The 16,744-nt window shown below is 72.5% G+C and carries 13 protein-coding genes and 1 pseudogene; 2 read left to right on the top strand and 12 right to left on the bottom strand.

The features are described 5' to 3' along the window. Window positions 1-55: 55 nt before the first annotated feature. The 9 genes from ACIBST_RS46790 to ACIBST_RS46750 form a co-directional block, all read right to left on the bottom strand. Complete coding sequence (locus tag ACIBST_RS46790) at window positions 56-1,549, bottom strand: CoA-acylating methylmalonate-semialdehyde dehydrogenase (protein WP_397179943.1); 1,494 nt, start codon at window positions 1,547-1,549, stop codon at window positions 56-58. Window positions 1,550-1,614: 65 nt separating this feature from the next. After that, on the bottom strand, window positions 1,615-2,406 hold the full coding sequence (locus ACIBST_RS46785) for an SDR family NAD(P)-dependent oxidoreductase (RefSeq protein ID WP_397179918.1): 792 nt from the start codon (window positions 2,404-2,406) through the stop codon (window positions 1,615-1,617). Next, a complete protein-coding gene (locus tag ACIBST_RS46780; RefSeq protein ID WP_397179917.1) occupies window positions 2,403-3,587 on the bottom strand; it encodes a glycine C-acetyltransferase in 1,185 nt (394 codons plus the stop codon). The genes ACIBST_RS46785 and ACIBST_RS46780 overlap by 4 nt, the downstream gene beginning before the upstream one ends. Before the next feature lie 28 nt (window positions 3,588-3,615). Next, on the bottom strand, window positions 3,616-4,944 hold the full coding sequence (locus ACIBST_RS46775) for an MFS transporter (protein WP_397179916.1): 1,329 nt from the start codon (window positions 4,942-4,944) through the stop codon (window positions 3,616-3,618). 97 nt (window positions 4,945-5,041) lie between these two features. Then, window positions 5,042-6,757, bottom strand: a complete 1,716-nt coding sequence (locus ACIBST_RS46770; protein ID WP_397179915.1) for a hydantoinase B/oxoprolinase family protein — start codon at window positions 6,755-6,757, stop codon at window positions 5,042-5,044. Beyond that, window positions 6,754-8,832, bottom strand: a complete 2,079-nt coding sequence (locus tag ACIBST_RS46765; RefSeq protein ID WP_397179914.1) for a hydantoinase/oxoprolinase family protein — start codon at window positions 8,830-8,832, stop codon at window positions 6,754-6,756. The genes ACIBST_RS46770 and ACIBST_RS46765 overlap by 4 nt, the downstream gene beginning before the upstream one ends. Window positions 8,833-9,119: 287 nt before the next feature. After that, window positions 9,120-10,280 (bottom strand): hypothetical protein, encoded by a 1,161-nt coding sequence (locus tag ACIBST_RS46760; protein ID WP_397179913.1) that lies wholly within the window; start codon window positions 10,278-10,280, stop codon window positions 9,120-9,122. Between the two features lie 335 nt (window positions 10,281-10,615). After that, window positions 10,616-11,365, bottom strand: a complete 750-nt coding sequence (locus ACIBST_RS46755; RefSeq protein WP_397179912.1) for a carbon-nitrogen hydrolase family protein — start codon at window positions 11,363-11,365, stop codon at window positions 10,616-10,618. A gap of 412 nt (window positions 11,366-11,777) precedes the next feature. Continuing rightward, window positions 11,778-12,017, bottom strand: a complete 240-nt coding sequence (locus ACIBST_RS46750; RefSeq protein ID WP_397179911.1) for a hypothetical protein — start codon at window positions 12,015-12,017, stop codon at window positions 11,778-11,780. 244 nt (window positions 12,018-12,261) lie between these two features. Between ACIBST_RS46750 and ACIBST_RS46745 the strand changes: the two are divergent. Further along, window positions 12,262-12,453 (top strand): annotated as a pseudogene (locus ACIBST_RS46745) (aldehyde dehydrogenase family protein); the annotation flags it as partial. A 270-nt stretch (window positions 12,454-12,723) separates the two neighbouring features. On the opposite strand, the gene ACIBST_RS46740 reads toward ACIBST_RS46745, so the two are convergent. Next, window positions 12,724-13,809 (bottom strand): tyrosine-type recombinase/integrase, encoded by a 1,086-nt coding sequence (locus ACIBST_RS46740; RefSeq protein WP_397179910.1) that lies wholly within the window; start codon window positions 13,807-13,809, stop codon window positions 12,724-12,726. 122 nt (window positions 13,810-13,931) lie between these two features. Here ACIBST_RS46740 and ACIBST_RS46735 point away from each other — a divergent pair, with 122 nt between their 5' ends. Then, entirely contained in the window at window positions 13,932-15,359 is a 1,428-nt protein-coding gene (locus tag ACIBST_RS46735; RefSeq protein ID WP_397179909.1) for a hypothetical protein, read from the top strand. 493 nt (window positions 15,360-15,852) lie between these two features. Here ACIBST_RS46735 and ACIBST_RS46730 read toward each other — a convergent pair whose 3' ends face one another. Together ACIBST_RS46730 and wrbA are read right to left on the bottom strand one after the other, a co-directional pair. Continuing rightward, window positions 15,853-16,146, bottom strand: coding sequence for a YybH family protein (locus ACIBST_RS46730; protein WP_397179908.1), 294 nt, complete (start codon window positions 16,144-16,146; stop codon window positions 15,853-15,855). Beyond that, entirely contained in the window at window positions 16,143-16,727 is a 585-nt protein-coding gene (gene wrbA, locus ACIBST_RS46725) for an NAD(P)H:quinone oxidoreductase (protein WP_397179942.1), read from the bottom strand. Before wrbA ends, ACIBST_RS46730 begins: the two co-directional genes overlap by 4 nt. Between the last annotated feature and the right edge of the window lie 17 nt (window positions 16,728-16,744).

Below are 16,744 nucleotides of genomic sequence, written 5' to 3'. Positions count from 1 at the left end.
CGCGCCGAGGCGTGGCGGCCGGGCCCCGGATGCGGTGCCGGGGCCAGGCCGCCGGTCAGACCGCCGTCGGGAAGGACAGGTCGCCGCGCGGTCGCGGGCCGTCCCCGGTCTCCTCGGGCCACCGGACGGTGACGGCCTTCGCGCGGGTGTAGAACGCGACGCCCTCGGGACCGTGCATGTGATGGCCGCCGAACAGCGACTGCTTCCAGCCGCCGAACGAGTGGAACGCCATGGGCACCGGGACCGGCACGTTGACGCCGACCATCCCGGCCTGCACCGAACGCTGGAAGCGGCGGGCCGCGTGGCCGCCGGCGGTGAAGATCGCCGTGCCGTTGGCCAGGCTGTTGCGGTTGATCAGGTCGATCGCCTCATCGAGCGAGCCGACGCGCACGACGACGAGCACGGGGCCGAAGATCTCCTCCCGGTAGACGTCCATGTCGGGAGTGACGTGGTCGAACAGGGTCGGGCCGACGAAGAAGCCGTCCCCTGGGAGGTCGAGCTCGCGGCCGTCCAGCACGAGGTCGGCGCCCGCGGCGACGCCGGAGCCGATGGCGGCCCTGATCCGGTCGAGTGCCTCCGGTGACACGACCGGGCCCATCTCCGCCCCGGCCTCCAGCCCCGGGCCGACCTTGATCGCCTGCGCCTTCTCGCGCATGAGCTTGACCAGCGGCTCGGCCACGTCGCCCACCGCGACGGCGACCGAGATCGCCATGCAGCGCTGGCCCGCCGAGCCGTACCCGGCCGCGATCAGATGGTCGGCGGCGTGGTCGAGGTCGGCGTCCGGCAGCACGACGGCGTGGTTCTTGGCGCCGCCGAGCGCCTGCACCCGCTTGCCCGCGGCGGTCGCCCGCTCGTACACGTACCGCGCGATCGGCGTCGATCCGACGAACGACACCGCGGCGATGTCCGGGTGGTCGAGGATCGCGTCGACCGCGACCTTGTCGCCGTGGACGACGTTGAAGACGCCGTCGGGCAGACCGGCCTCGGCGTAGAGCTCGGCGATGAGGTTGGACGCCGACGGGTCGCGTTCGGAGGGCTTGAGGACGAACGTGTTGCCGGTCGCGATCGCGATCGGATGCATCCACAGCGGCACCATCGCCGGGAAGTTGAACGGCGTGATCCCCGCGCAGACGCCGACCGGCTGCCGGAAGGAGAACAGGTCGACGTCGGTCGAGACCTGGTCGGAGTACTCCCCCTTGAGCAGCTGCGGGATCCCGCAGGCGAAGTCGATCACCTCCAGGCCGCGGACGAGCTCGCCCCGGGCGTCGTCCAGGACCTTGCCGTGCTCGGCGGAGACCAGCCGGGCGAGCTCGTCGAGATGTCCGGCGACCAGATTGCGGAAGGCGAACATCAGCCGCGACCGCCGCGTGACGGACGTGTCGGCCCAGTCCGGCAGCGCGGCGCGCGCCGCCCGCACCGCGGCCTCGACGTCGGCGGGCTCGGCCAGCAGCACGTCCGCCTGGTGCTCGCCGGTCGCGGGGTTCCACACCGGGGCGGTCCGGATCGACTGGCCCGCGGTCTCGTGGCCGCCGATCCGGTGCTGGATCATCCTGACTGTTCGTGTGCTCACAGAGGTTTCGTCCTTTTCATGGGGATGCTGGGTGCGGCGCCGCGTCAGACGATCAGGTCGCCGCCGTTGATGTCGATGGCCGCCCCGGTGATGTACGCCGCGCGGTCCGAGGCGAGAAACGCCACTAGCTCGGCGACCTCCCAGGGCTGCCCGGCGCGGGGCACCGGGAAGGGGCGGGTGGCCTGTTCGAGGGCCCGGCCAGGCAGCAGGGCGCGGGCCATCGGGGTGTCGATGAGCCCAGGGCAGACGGCGTTCACCGTGATCCCGTCGGGCCCGTAGTCCTTGGCCAGGTGCCGGGTCAGCCCGAGGACGCCGTGCTTGGCCGCCGTGTAGTGGGCGCCCGCGGCGGTGCTGACGGTCTTGCCGGCGGTGGAGGAGAAGTTGACGATGCGCCCCCAGCCGCCGCCGCGCATCGCGGGCAGCGCCTGCCGGCAGCACAGGGCCGTCCCGAGCACGTTGACCGCGAGCACCCGTTCCCACTCGGCCGGGGTGATGTCCTCGAACGCGGTCGGCGGCGCGATGCCCGCGGCGTTGACCAGGATGTCCAGCCGCGCCCGCTCCCCCAGCAGCTCGGCGAACGCGCGCTGGACCCGGTCGCCGTCCGTGACGTCCACCGCGACCGAATGGACGCGGTCCGCCGTCACCTCCAGCATCGCCGCCAGCTCCCCCGGGTCCGGCGCGGCGGGGTCGAACACCGCGACGGTCGCGCCGCGGCGGGCCAGCGCGTGCGCCGCGGCCAGGCCCATGCCGCCGGCCCCGCCGGTCACGATCGCGACCCGGCCCGCCAGCTCGCCGCCGTCGGCGCTGGTGGGCGCCCGCAGCCCCCCGGCGCTCATGAGTCCACCAGGACGGAACGCGCCCGGCCGAAGGCGGCGGCCGCCTGTTCGAGCTGGCCGGGCGTGTGCGAGGCCGAGACCTGCACCCGGATGCGCTCCTCGCCCGCCGGGACGACGGGATGGGAGAGCGCGAAGACCAGGACGCCCTCGCGGCGCAGCGCCGCCGCCACGTCGGCGGCCCGCGTGCCGCCGCGCAGCATCACGGGGATGATCGGATGCTCCCCGGGCGGCACCTCGTAGCCGAGGTCGCGCAGCGCCCCGCGCAGCCAGTCGGCGTTGGCCGTCAGGCGTTCGCGCAGCTCGGGACGTTCCCGCGCGATGCGGATCGCCGCCAGCGCGGCCGCGGCCAGCGCCGGGGCCATGGCGTTGGTGAAGATGTAGGGCCGCGAGCGCTGGCGCAGCGTCTCGACGACCGCGCGGGGGCCGGCCACGAAACCTCCTGATCCGGCGCCGAGCGCCTTGCCGAGCGTCCCCGTCAGCACGTCCACGCGGCCCGCCAGCCCGAAGTGCTCGGCGGTGCCCGCCCCTGTCGCGCCCAGCACGCCCGTGGCGTGCGAGTCGTCCACCACGAGCACGGCGTCGTGGCGCTCGGCCAGCTCGCAGAGCCGGGGCAGCGCGGCGAGGTCGCCGTCCATGCTGAAGACGCCGTCGGTGACGATGAGCCGGTGGCGCGCGCCGGCGTGCTCGGCGAGCAGGCGGTCCAGCTCGTCGAGGTCGGCGTGGGCGAAGACGCGCCGGCCGGCCCGCGCGAGGCGGATGCCGTCGATCAGGCTGGCGTGGTTGAGCGCGTCGCTGAGCACGACGTCCTGCGGGCCGAGCAGGGCGTCGAACAGGCCGAGGTTGGCGTCGAAGCACGAGGTGTGCAGCACGGCGTCCTCGGCGCCGACCAGCTCGGCGACGGCCGCCTCCAGCTCGCCGTGGATCGCCCGGGTGCCGCAGAGCACCCGTCCGGCCGTGACCCCGAGCCCCATGTCGCGCAGCGCCCGCCGTGCCGTGCCGAGGACCTCCGGGTCGCCGGCGAGCCCGAGGTAGTCGTTGGAGGCCAGGTTCACCAGCCGCTCGCCGTCCACGCCGAGCGTCGGCCCCTGGGCGCCCGAGACCACGAGGTCGCGCCGGAGGCCGGTGGTCGCGCGGCGGTCGTCCAGCTCGGTCCGGAGCCGGTCCAGCAGCGCGGCGTTCACGTCGTCCCTCCCGGGCGGTGGGCGGCGGTCATGACAGGCTCCCGTCCAGCCGCTCCATCCGGCGTCCCGCGGTGAGCAGGACGACCAGGCCGGCGGCCATGATGATCGCGATGGCCAGCAGCGCGTAGGTGAAGCTGCCGGTCGCGGACGCGATGGTCCCGGTGAAGTAGGGACCGATGAATCCGCTGACGTTGCTGACGGAGTTGATCAGGGCGATGCCGGAGGCGGCGGCGGCCTCGGTCAGGCCGATCGCCGGGATCCGCCAGAACTGCGGCATGGCGGTGATGATCCCGGCGACGCTCAGGCAGACCGCGAGCACGAACAGGGTGCCGCTGCTGGTGAAGGTCGCCAGGAGCAGGCCCACCGCGCCGAGGGCCATCGGCACGGCCGTGGCCGTCACCGCCGTCCGGCGCGCGGCGAAACGGGCCCAGAGCAGGAGCGCGACCGCGGCCACCACGTAGGGGATCGCGGACAGCAGCACGCTGCTGACGTCGGCGGAGTCGCCGACGCTCTGCGTGATGGACCTGATCATCGTGGGCAGGAAGAACTGCAGCGGGTAGAGCCCGAACGCGATCGAGAACCACGTCACGGCCATCGCCCAGACCCGGCCGCTGGTCAGCGCCTGGCGCAGCCCGGTGAGCGCGCCGTGGGCGCGTTGCTCGGCGGCCTCGTCGGCCAGGATCTTCTCGATGGCGGCCTTCTCCTCGTCGTCGAGCCACCGGGCGTCCGCCGGGCGGTCGGGCAGGAAGAGGAAGATCAGGACGCTGACGACGACCGTCAGGACGCCCTCGACCAGGAACAGCGCCCGCCAGCCCGCGATGCCGAACAGGTTCTGGCCCCACTCCAGCAGCGCGGCGGCCAGCGGAGAGCCGATGATCGAGGACAGCGGGATCATCACGATGAAGGCCGACAGCGCCCAGGAACGCTGGCGCCGCGGGAACCAGAACGTCAGGTAGAGCAGGATGCCGGCGGCCAGGCCGGCCTCGGCGAACCCGAGCAGGAGCCGCGCGACGAACAGCGTGGCGGCGGAGTTCACGGCGGCGGTCGCGGCCGTGACCAGCCCCCACGTGATCATGATCCGGGCGATCCACTTCCGCGCGCCGAACCGGCTCAGCATCATGTTGCTCGGCACTTCGAACAGGACGTAGCCGATGAAGAACAGGCCGGCGGCCAGGCCGATCTGGCTGCTGCCGAGGCCCAGGTCCCGTGACATGGGGGCGGCGATGTAGCCGACGTTGGCGCGGTCGATGTAGCTCGCCACGTAGGCGAGGCCGACCAGGGGCATGATCCGGACGCCCACCTTGCGCCACGTTTGGGGCGAGACGGTGCTCCGGGGGGTCGCGACGTTCGAACTCATGGGGGGTTCCAATCGGTCAGGGGGGTGGGGGGTGCCGCGCGGGCCCGAGCTCGACCAGGTGCCGGGCGCGCGTGTTCGTCGGGGCCGGGAGCGCCCTTCAGCGCGCCCGGCCGCGCAGCCCGGCGGTGGCGTCGGCGTCGATCGCGCCGTCCGGGGTGATCACGACGCCGTAGTCCCGTTCGGCTCCCTCGCGGGTCACCTTGCCGTCGAGGACGTCTTCGAGGACGAGTTCGGGGACGCGCTCGAACGGGACGCCGTGGCCGCCGCCGCCGGCGGTCACGTGCCGGTGGCGGGTTCCCGCCGTCATCACGAAGTGCGGTTTGGACTCCAGCAGGCGTTCACCGGGCCCGCCGGGGTCGAGCACGTTGAGCGACGGGCTGCCCTGGGCGCCGCCGGCCAGCCCGTACGGCAAGAAGGTGCGCCGGTCCGACCGGATCTGCACCCTGGCCTCGGGCGCCAGCAGCGTCATGTCCCGGAAGGTGGCCAGGCCGCCGCGCCAGCGGCCCGCTCCGCCGCTGTCGGGCAGGTAGCCGTAACCGTCGATGCGGATGTGGCCGGAGCGTTCCAGCTCCTCGACCGGCGTGTTCGTCAGGTTGGCGCCCAGGGAGCTGATCCCGTCCACGCCGTCGCGGTCGGGACGGGCGCCCCAGGCTCCGGCCAGCGGATCCCACAGCACCATGGACTCCCCGTCCGGGCCGACGAGGCCGATCGCGATCCCGTCGGGCCCGCCCTCCCCCGCGGCCGGCACCCGGTCCGGGAAGACCGGGGCGAGCGCCCCGAGCACCGCGTCGATGATCCGGAAGCCGACGAGCCCGCGGGCGCCGCGCGCGGACGGACGCCGCCCGTTGAGGATGGACGCCTCCGGGATGACGAAGCTGAACGGCCGGTAGAAGCCGCTGTTGGCCGGGATGTCGGAGGCCAGGACGCCCTGCAGGGCGGCGTAGGCGGCCGACCGGGTGAACGAGGCCGTCGCGTTGAGCGCTGAGTCCACCTGCGGCGAGGAGCCGGTGAAATCGAGCTCGATCCCGGCCGCGGACAGCGTGACCCGCACCCGGATCGGGATCGGCCCGGACCCGAGGCCGTCGTCGTCGATGTGGTCGAGGAACTCGTAGGAGCCGGGGACGGCCTCGGCCAGCGCGGCGCGCAGCAGGGTCTCGGAGTAGTCGAGCAGCTCGTCGACGAGGCCGGCGAGACCTTCGACGCCGTGCCGCGCGGCCAGGGCGCGCAGCCCCTCGGCCCCGGTGTGGCAGGCCGCGAGCTGGGATTCCAGGTCGCCGCGCAGCAGCTCGGGCTCGCGGACGTTGCGCAGGATCAGCCGCAGGAACGTCTCGTTCACCGTGCCGGCCTCGACCAGGCACGACGGCGGGATCTGCAGCCCCTCGGCGAAGATGCTGGTCGACTGCACGGCCATCGAACCGGCCGCCCAGCCGCCGACGTCGGTGTGGTTGACGACCGTGACCGCGAAGCCCAGCAGGTCCCGCCCGGCGAAGACCGGGGCGACCGCGAAGATGTCGGGCAGGTGCATGCCGCCCAGGGACGGGTCGTTGAGCAGGTAGACGTCCCCCGGCCGGAGCCGGTCGCCGAACTCGCCGAGGATCGCCTCCATCGCGTCCGGGATGGACCCGAGGTGCACCGGCAGGGTGTTGGCCTGGGCGATCACGCGGCCGCGGGCGTCGCACAGAGCTGCGGAGAAGTCCATGCTGGACGCCACGAGCTGGGAGTGCGCCGTGCGCAGGATCGTGATCGCCATCTCGTCGGCGAGCCCGGTGACGGCGTTGCGGAAGACCTCGAAGGTCACGGCGTCGCGGATCATGAGGCGCTCCAGGTGATGACGATGTTGTTGAAGCGGTCGCGGTGCACCCGCGCGCCGGGCGGGACCAGGGTGGTGGCGTCCATGTCCTCCACGACCATCGGTCCTTCGACGGGCTCCGGGCCGAGGGCGGAGCGGGCGACGACGGGCGTGGACACGGTCTCGGCGAACCGGCATTCGCGGGTGGTGGGCTCGCCGGCGTCGGCGAGGGGAAGGCTCAGCACGTCCGCGATCGACACCGGGGTGGGCAGCCGGCCTCGTACGCGGAGGTTGACCAGCTCCACCAGCTCGTCGGCGCCGGCCCGGCCGTAGGTGCGCCGGTGCTCGGCGTGGAAGCGCGCCCGCGTCTCGGCGAGCAGGTCCTCGGTGAGGTCGCCGTCGGGCACCCGGATCCGCAGCTCGAACCGCTGGCCGCGGTAGCGCATGTCCAGGAGGCGGTCCACGACGGCCTCGGCCCCGAGCTCCTCGCGCACCTGGGCGGACAGCCGCGCGAACTCCGCCGCGAGCGCGCCCACGTCGGCGAACCCGGACCGGTACGGGGTGAGCTCCTGGCGTTCGGTGTCGGCCACGAGCAGGCCCAGGCTGCTGAACAGCCCCGGATAGACGGGCACGATCACGGTGGAGATCCCCAGCTCGCGGGCCAGGGCGGCGGCGTAGAGCGGGCCGGCCCCGCCGAAGGCGACCATGGTGGCCTCGCGGGGGTCCCGGCCCCGTTCGCTGGTCACCGCCTTGACCGCGGTCGTCATGCTGGACACCGCCACCTGGTACGCGCCGCGCGCGGCGCCCGCCACGTCGTCGCCGAGCCGTTCGGCGACCGGCGACAGCGCCTTCACGGCAAGCTGGGGGTGGATCGCCACCCGGCCGCCGGCGAGGGCGTCCGGGCTGAGGTATCCGAGCGTGACGTTGGCGTCGGTCAGGGTCGGCAGCTCGCCGCCCTGGCCGTAACAGGCCGGGCCGGGACGCGAGCCGGCGCTGACCGGCCCCACGTGCAGCGCGCCCGCGGCGTCGACGGAGATGACGCTGCCGCCTCCGGAGCCGACCTCGGCGATGTCGATGGACGGCGCCCGCACCGGGTACCCGGCGCCGGAGCTGAGGCCGCGCGCGCCGTTCATCCCCCCGCCGACCTCGTAGTCGGCCGAGACGAACGGCTCGCCGTGCTCGATCAGGGACGCCTTCGCGGTGGTCCCGCCCATGTCGAACGCGACCACCGTGGACAGGCCGATCAGCTGGGCCAGCTTCTGCACGGCGGTGACGCCGGCCGCGGGCCCGGATTCGATGATCTGCACCGGCCGCCGCGCGACGGAGGCCGCGTCGAGCAGCCCGCCGCTGGACTGCATGACCAGCAGGGGCGCGCGCACCTTCGCCGCCCGCAGCCCCGCCTCCAGACGGGTGAGGTAACCGTGCACGGTGGGGCCGACGTAGGCGTTGACCGTCGCGGTGCTCATGCGCTCGAACTCGTGCGGCTGGGGCGAGACGTCGACCGACGCCGTGACGTACACGCCGGGCAGCGCGGCCCGCAGCAGCTCGGCGACCCGCCGCTCCTCGTCGGGGCGGACGTAGGAGTTGAGCAGGCACACGGCCACGGCCTCGATCCCGTCGGCGCGCAGGCGCTCGGCCAGGGCGTCGATCTCGTCCTCGGCGGCCGGCGGGTCGAGGCGTCCGTCGGCGGTGATGCGCTGGTCGAGCTCGTGCCGGTGCCGCCGCCGGGCCAGGGGCTCGGGCTTGGACCACGACAGGTCGTACAGCACCGGGCGGCGCAGCCGCCCGATCTCCAGCACGTCGCGGAAACCGCGGGTGGTGACCACCGCCGTGCGGACGCCGTTCATCGACAGGATCGCGTTGGTGGCGACCGTCGTGCCGTGCAGCATCGCGACCACCGCCTCCGGGTGCGCCCCGGCCAGCGAGAGCACTCCGGTGGTCGCCGCCACCACGCCGGCGCCGTAGTCGGGCGGGGTGGACAGGACCTTCATCGGGACGAGCTCGCCGCCCGGACCCAGCGCGATGACATCGGTGAACGTGCCGCCGATGTCGGCGCCGACTCGCCAGCCGGCCGGTCGAGGATCGTGACTGGGGGGCACTGGATCTCCTTCGCTCAACGTGCGACTGGGATCACAGTACGAGCGAGCTGAGATATCAGCAATGCCCTGTTGCTATTTTTATCCGCACAAGTGATATGCGCAGGACCCGATCGGTCGAGTGGCCCGAGGATGACGCCTTGGCCGCGGCCGACCAGGCGCGCGCAACGCCTTGGCCAGGCGTTGTGCCCGGCCAAGGCGTGACGGGGGTTCCGTGGCGCCTGTGCCCAGGATGGATCAACCGGCGCAGGCAGCTCGGAGGCGTGAACGGCCGGACGCAGGTCCGCCGCTCAGGGCACCAGCGCCGACATCACGTCGGGCGGCAGGGCCGGATTGGCGGCCGCGGCCTCCACCACCTGCCAGTCGTCATCGGTGAGCAGCTCGACGACGGCCTGAGGCGGCAGGGCCGGGTGACCGGCAGCCAGGTGCCTGGCCTGCCGGTCCGCCAAGCAGACGAGGAGCGCCGCAGCCGTCGCATTGGAGTGTCGGGCGATCTCCCGCAGTGCCTTGCGAACCGGCGGCTCGTGCCGAGCCAGGTCTTCCAGCAGCGCCGGTGCAGCCTCCGGGTTCTTCGCCACCCTGGCCACGACTCGTACCCCATGCCGGTCCACCATGGCACGCAGCGACGCGTCGGACAGGCCCGGATGCGGCGCGATGGATTTGACCACCTTGGCGTCGAGATCAACGGCCAGCGCATCGCGGATCTCGGGCGCCAGGTCCCGTCGTTCGGCCACCAGCATCCGCACGACCGGATCCGGCGAGGCGGCCAGCTCCTCGATCTCGGCACGCGAGGCGGTGGCGATCCGCGGCAGCAGGGTGGAACCGATCTTGCCGGTGCCCGCCAGGCGGGTGAGCACCTTCAGCGGCAACCGCGGGTTGAAGGCGAGGCCGCGCCGCACGTCAGGGTCGGGGTCGGCGGCCAGCGCGCGCATCAGGTCGTCGCCGATCGCCGGGTTGGCGGCCAGGGCGGCCCGGACACCGGGCTCCGGGTCGGCTGCGAGGCGTTCGTAGACCATCGCAGGCAGGTCGGGGCGGACGGCCAGGGGCCGGCGCAGCAGCATCGACGGGTGGCCGGCGAAGCCGATGACGGCCGCGGTGGGCGTGGCCGGGTTCCACAGGGCACTGACGTGTGTCTGGTGAACGGTGGACTCATGCGAGCCGTCGCAGGCGGCGCCGGGCGGCAGGTCGCAGTCGAGCTTCGGGCATTCAGGATCGTGGGTGAACGGCGTCTCCTCCCGGTCGCAGACCAGACACCGCCGTGCCGGCGGTAGCCCCTCGCCGGTGACCAGCGCGGCCAGCACCGCCGGCGGTGCCGCCTCGTTGCCGGCCACGGCGCAGCGGACCTCGGCATGGGGATGCGCCGCGAGCCGGGCCGCCATCTCCGCGGTCGCCTGCGAGGCCAGCTCCGTCACGACCCGCATCTCCGGATCGGCGGCGAGGATTTCCTGCACCTCAGGCGGGAGGCCGGGAGAGGCGGCCAACCGTTCCCGGCGTTCGGTGATCGGATCGGCCGCCAGCAGCCGCGCCCAGGGCCATTCTGCCCGGACCGTGATCGCGTGGCTCGTGAGTGTTTCCGTTATGGCGAGGCGCTTTGCTGTGAACAGGTGGCGGACGGTCCGAGACGCGGTGGCTGCTGGGGCGCTCAGCCGGAGCCGGATAGGTAGTCGCGAACAGGACGGTCGAGATCCGGCACGCCTACGTCGACCAGGTCAGTGGACGGTTGACCGTGGCCCGCTACGGTGCTCGGCCCCGAAGGCGGCGGCGTACGAACCCGGCAAAGCGCCCACTACCTGAACCCTCGGTGCGCGCGATCCTGCCGGAAGGCGTCGAGGCGGTCGAGGTCGAGCAGGCAGGAGGACAGCGGCGCGTCCGGGCAGGCGGTGAAGAAGCCGTCGGCGGCGTCGGGGCAGGGGTTGGCGAACCCGGTCACGCCCGCACACCGCCGGCCCTGGTAGGCGGCCTCGTGATGCCAGTCACTGACCGCGACGTACGTCATGAACTCGTACGCCCGCGCCACGCTCATGTGCCGCCACAGCGCACGGGCGGGGCCGGGGCCGTCCCAGCGGGTGACGGAGAAGGCGGAGACCAGGACGACGTCGAGGTCGTCCTGCCCGGCCAGGGTCGCCGAGTACCACAGGTCGGCGCAGAGCAGCACACGCAGGCGGCGCCCGGCCAGCTCGAACGCGCCCCCGGCCCTGCCCGGCACCACACCCGAGCGGCGTTCGACGTCATACGGGTGGACCTTGTCGTACTCGGCCACCAGCGTGCCGGACGGATCGATCACAGCACCCCGGTTGACCAGGCCCGCCTCCGTGCGGTCATAGTGGGAGCCGCCGGCGACCGTCGCGCCGGTGCCCACGGCGAGCGCGGCGACCCGGGCCAGATAGTCGGCGCGCGACAACGAGGACCCGGCCAGCTCGGGCAGGAGCAGCACGTCACTGCGCACGGGCTCGCGCGCGGCCAGCTCCTCGATGGCGTCGAAGTTGGCGTGGCCGTCCGGGGACCAGGTGGGAGGTTGAACCAGAAGGACCTTCACTCCCCCACTGTGGCTTATCCAGGCGAATGACGGTCATGTCCTGCGGGCCCAGCGGTTCCCGGCAGCTCCGCGGCCGATCGCCGCAGCCGGCGGACGGTGCGGCACTCCCACCGCGACCACCACAGCCAGCCTTGGATCCCGCCCTGGCACGTTGGCTCAGGATGGCACGCGCGGTTATCGGGAGCGGTATGAGCTGGTGCATCGCCGGGAGGCGGGCCGGCCCACCGGATCTGGCTGGCCGACCACACGCAATGTGACCTGTGGGAGATCGCCCCGGCCGGCAACCGGCCCGGTCCTGGCTGACCGTCATCGAGGACGATCATTCCCGTGCGATCGAGGGGTACGCAGTCCACCTGGGCGCTCCTGGTCGGCCTCGAAGCCGACGTCGGCGCAGGGTTCGGGTCTGTCGGCCCTACCGCAGCGGGACGATCGCACCCAGCGCCTCGACCAGGGCGGGAGGCAGCGGAATGGCGGCTGAGCCGCCGGCTCCCACCGTGACGTAGACGACGCAGCCGGTACACGTCGGTCTCCCGTCCCGCCGGAAGGCGAAGTCCAAGGTGAAACTCTTGCCTCCGATGCGGGAGGTGCTGATCAGCACCTCAGGTCGTCCAGCACCGTCGATGCCCTCCTTCCCGTCGAGTTCGGCGTGCACGACACGTACGTCGAACCCCAATGTCGGGCCACTGGCCGTACGGCAGGCCACGATGGACGAAGAAGCCGGTCACCGCCTCGTCGACATAGGCCAGGTACCACATGTTGAACATGACGCCCTGACCGTCGATCTCGTAGAAGCGGGGCGTGAACGCCTGGGCGAAGACGCCGTCGAAGTCGGCCGAGAACTCTGTGTCGTCCATGGCAGAGCCTTTCTCAGGGGCGGCGAGCGGCCTGGCGCCAGGCGGGACCTCGACCGCGCCTTCCGGCTCGGCGAGGCGCTGGACGTCGGCATGGTGGGCGTCAACACCGGCCCGGTCTCCAACCCTGCGGCGCCCTTCGGCGGCGTCAAGCACTCCGGCCTGGGCAGAGAAGGCGGACGAGCCGGGATCGAGGAGTATCTGGAGAGCCAGTATCTGGCCATTCCCCGTTCCTGATGACACCGTCAGACCGCTGCGAAGGAACCCTCGGTCCGGCTGGTGCGTCCCGAGAGCCTGCCTTGCGGTCAGCGCCTGCTGTGCAAGCGGCCATGTCCCCCGCACAGCGTGGATGGGTCCGGTGCGGAAGACGCCGCAGGAGCATCGGGCCGCTCGGCCATGATCCCCTGGGCCGCAGCGTTCAGGCGGGGAGCCGGACCATCCAGTGAGGCTGCCCTGTTTTCCTCTGCCTTCCATGTCTACGGACGAGAAGGCTGCCTCTGCTTCTTCTCACGTCGTGGCATCAGGTCGCTGCTCCGCGGGCGTGGTGGACAGCAGGGGCGTGACCGTGGGGACGCGGAGGCGTTCGACGGCGTCACGGGCCTCTTCGTCCGGGCGCACGTCGTAGCGGAGGGTGGTGCTGGGGCTGGCGTGGCCGGCCAGCCGGGCGGTCATGATCGCGTCAGCCTGTGGCAGGAGGTTGGAGATGAAGGTGCGGCGCAGGTCGTGCGGCCGGACCGGCGTGGTGGCGGCCTGGTCGGTGCGCTTGGCGAGGATGTCGCGTACCGCTTGGGGGTTCATCTGCCAGGGACGGCCGTCGGGGGCGGTACGTATCGCGCCACTGCGGGTGAGACGGGGGAACAGCGGGCCACGGTGGGTGCCCCGGCAGGCGAGCCAGGCCTCCAGGCGGCGGGCGGCGAAGGTGTTGACGGGGATGCGGCGCTGTTTGTCGCCCTTGCCGATGACGGTGAGCATGCGCCGGGCCCGGTCGTAGTCGGCGTACTGCAGGCTGACCAGCTCGGCACGACGCAGACCGCAGGCGTCCAGCACGGCGATGATGGCCGCGTCGCGGAGCCCGGCGCTGGTGAGGGCGCCGGTGGGAGACCGGTCGGCGTCGCAGGCGGCGATGAGCGCGCCGATGACGGTGTCGGGCACGTGCTGACCGGCCGGCTCCCGGTGGCCGGCGAACGGGGCCAGGGCGACGGCGCGCTGATGGTCGTCGGTGCTGAGCAGGCCCAGTTTCCAGGCTTCCTTGAGCACCCCGCGCAGTGCGGCCAAGTGCTTGTTCCGGTAGGCGGGTGACCAGTCCATCTGGTCGATCTGCTCGCGGATCCAGGCGGTGTGCTCGTAGCGCAGGTGGTGCCAGGGCTGCCCCTGGCCGGAGACCGTGGCGTTGTCGAGCGGGTCGCCGGTGAGCATGCGCGTGATGTGGTCCAGGCAGATCTGCATCCCGCGCCGGGAGTCGGCACTGCCCAGGCGTCCCAGATAGAGCAGGTACGGGTCCCTCGCGGGGGCGGCCGGCGTCAGCCCGGCAGGGAACGCAGCGGTGGGGAGCGGGCGGGAAGCCGGCCTGAGCGACGCGTCGGACTCGATCACGCCTCCTACCCTAGCAGAGATGATCTTTGAGAAGTTCACTTCCCAGTGATCATAGACATATCGCACATGCCTTATGCGAAATGCAGTCGAAAAGCGCACGTGCTGATGCTAAATTCATGGTCGTGACGGAGACCAGCTTCAACCCCGGCGATCCGAGCCGCGCCGACGCCCACGCCGGCGCACCGCCCGCCCCAGCGGCACCGTTGACGCCCTCGACAATGGGGACATCCGCGGCCTCGCCCGAAGGCCTGCTCGCCGCAGCCGACAACGAGCCGGCACCCGCGGACCACGAAGCAGGGCAGGAGTCGCCCCGAGGCGGCCGCGGTCACAGCCGCGACTGCCCGGCCCTCAAAACCGACGACGTGCTGCGGCAGTGCGCCCGGCCCGGCTGCGGCCGAGCCAAGCCCGACCGTGCACCCGGCAAGGGCGGCCGCCCCAGCAAGTACTGCTGCAAGCTGTGCGGCAACGAGGCCAGCCGCACCGCCGACAGCGCCCCCGCCGCGCTGGCCACGCACACGGCGGTCAGTCTCTTCACGTCCGAGGCCGGCCAGATCCGCGCCGCTCTGCACGAGCGCGACGCCCAGTTGGCCGCCGAACGCGAGGACCTGCGCCGTCTCGCCGAGCGGCTGGAACAGGTCGGGCAGGCCATCGACACCCAGCTGGCCCAGGCCGAAGCACGCGTGCAGCAGGCCGAAGCCGACGCCGAGCAGGCCCGCGACGCGACGCGCGCCGCCCACGCCGACCGCCAGACGGCCGAACAGGCACGCGACGCGGCCCTGCACGCCCAGCAGGAAGCGCTCGACGCCCAACACGCCGCCGAGGAGCATCGCGACCGCATCCACGCCGAAGCCCGCGCCGACGCCGAACGCCTCGGCGTCCAGATCGGCAACCTCACCACCCGCCTGAACGACGAGCAACTCGTGACTGCCCGCCAGGCTGAGCAGCTCAGCGGCCTGGCCGCAGACCTGTCGCGCGCCCAGGCCCTGGCCGAAGAGCGCGCCGTGGCCCTGGCCGAACGCGACCGTCAGCTGGACCAGGCCGGCGCCGAGGTTCGTCGGCTGGCAGACAATCTCGAGCAGACCGGCGCCCACCTGGCCACCACTCAGGCACAGCTCCACCAGGCCGGCGTCGCGGCCGAGCAGGCCCGAGCCGAAACCCGCGCAGTCCGCGACACCCTGGCCGGCAGCACCCGCCGGTTCGAGGAGGAACGCGACCAGCTACGTGCTCAGTACGATCAGGCCCGCCTGGCCCAGGCCACCGCCGAAACCCGCCTGGAGATGGCCGAACGCGAACTGCACACACTGCGCCGCCAGCTCGCCGCCGCTCAGGCGGCCACCGGCCTCGTCGTGCCACCGCTGGCCGACGTCAACGGATACCCTGGCGTGCGGCTGCCCAGCGGCGCCTTCGACGCCGTCACCCTCCAGGACGGCGTAGTGATGTTGCATCACGACGACGTAGTCATCGGTCTCGGCGACGCCCGGCAGTCGCCGGCGCACGCCCGGGCGTTGAGCGCCGCCCTCCAGGCCGTCACGGCCTCACCACCAGCCTGATGGTTCGTTCTTTGCAGACACGTCAGATGTCGGGTGAGTGCGGCGCGGCGTCGGCGGATGGAGCGTCGGGCGGGTTCGGGTTGCTTGCCTTTGAGCTTGCCGTTCTTCTTGGCCAGGCTGTAGCCGCTGTGATCTGGGGTCCATGGCATCGATCAGGAAGGGGCTCCGGCGTGAGCGCCTCAGCGCCTGGACACTGGTCGAGGGCGATTGGGACCTGATCGGGGAAAGGATGGGAACCGGCAGGCTCAGCTTGCCCGTCTCCTCCAGAAGTTCGCGGGGTCTGTGGCACTTGCCGGGATCGATCCGGGCGAGGCATCCGACAACCGCGCCGGCAGCAGCCGATCCTCCTTTACGGCGATCACGTACGCCGAGACGCGGGTTCTCACTTGAGAGTCCACAGCTCCCATCCTCCCCGCGCCACCTCAGCCTTCCGGCGGGAGCCACGCCTGCAGGGTCCGCGGGTCGATCGGCACCGAGACGTGCTCATGGGTGATCAGTTCCTGCGTTTCCCGCTGTCCAGGTGGAGCATGTGCGCGAACGCTACGTCCACGCCCGCCGCGACGACCAACTCGCGGGTCTCCAGTGCGATGGGCCCGTCGTACTCCCCGAACCAGCGGACGAAGTTGCGGCGGGCCTCATCGAGCCCGGCGAACCTCATCGGGGGAACGACGTCGTAGTACACGACGTCGGGAGCGTAGAGCGCCATCAACCGATCGACGTCCTTGACCCGGCAGGCGTCGGCGCGCATCTCCAGCAGTGCGCTGATCGCGGACTCCTCCGACATCATCGCCGTCCGGCCTTGAGCGCGGCCGCGATCTCGGTGACGCGGAAAGCCTGGTAGGCGGCGGCCTGCAGGGCCAGCTCCGTGGGCGGGCCGTCGCCGGCCACGTGGGAGGCGCCGTAGGGGTTTCCGGACCGGAACTGGACGGGGTCGGTGTAGCCCGGCGGCACGATGACGCCACCCCGGTGGTAGAAGGCGTTGCTCAGCGCCAGGATGGTGGATTCCTGCCCGCCGTACGCGGTGTTGGAGGCGGTGAAGGCCGAGTACACCCTGTCCGACAGCCTGCCCTGCATCCACAGCGGGCCGGTGGTGTCGATGAAGGCCCGCAACTGGGCGGCCGGGTTGCCGAAGCGGGTGGGGGTGCCGAACAGCACCGCGTCGGCCCATTGCAGGTCGTCGTGGCCGGCTTCGGCGACGTCGGCGGCGTCGCGCAGGTGCTGGGCCCAGGTCGGCTTGGAGTCGATCGCCGCGGCCGGCGCCGTTTCCGCGGCCTTGCGGAGCCGTACGCGCGCGCCCGCGTTCTCCGCACCTCCGGCGGCGGCCTGAGCCAGCGCGTGCACGGTGCCGGTGGCGCTGTAGTAGATGATCGCGCGTTCACGTGGTC

The organism is Nonomuraea sp. NPDC049684 (genome assembly GCF_044465345.1).
Taxonomy (GTDB): Bacteria; Actinomycetota; Actinomycetes; order Streptosporangiales; family Streptosporangiaceae; genus Nonomuraea.
Note: the sequence above shows the minus strand (reverse complement) of the source record. Positions and strands in the feature narration are given on the sequence as shown.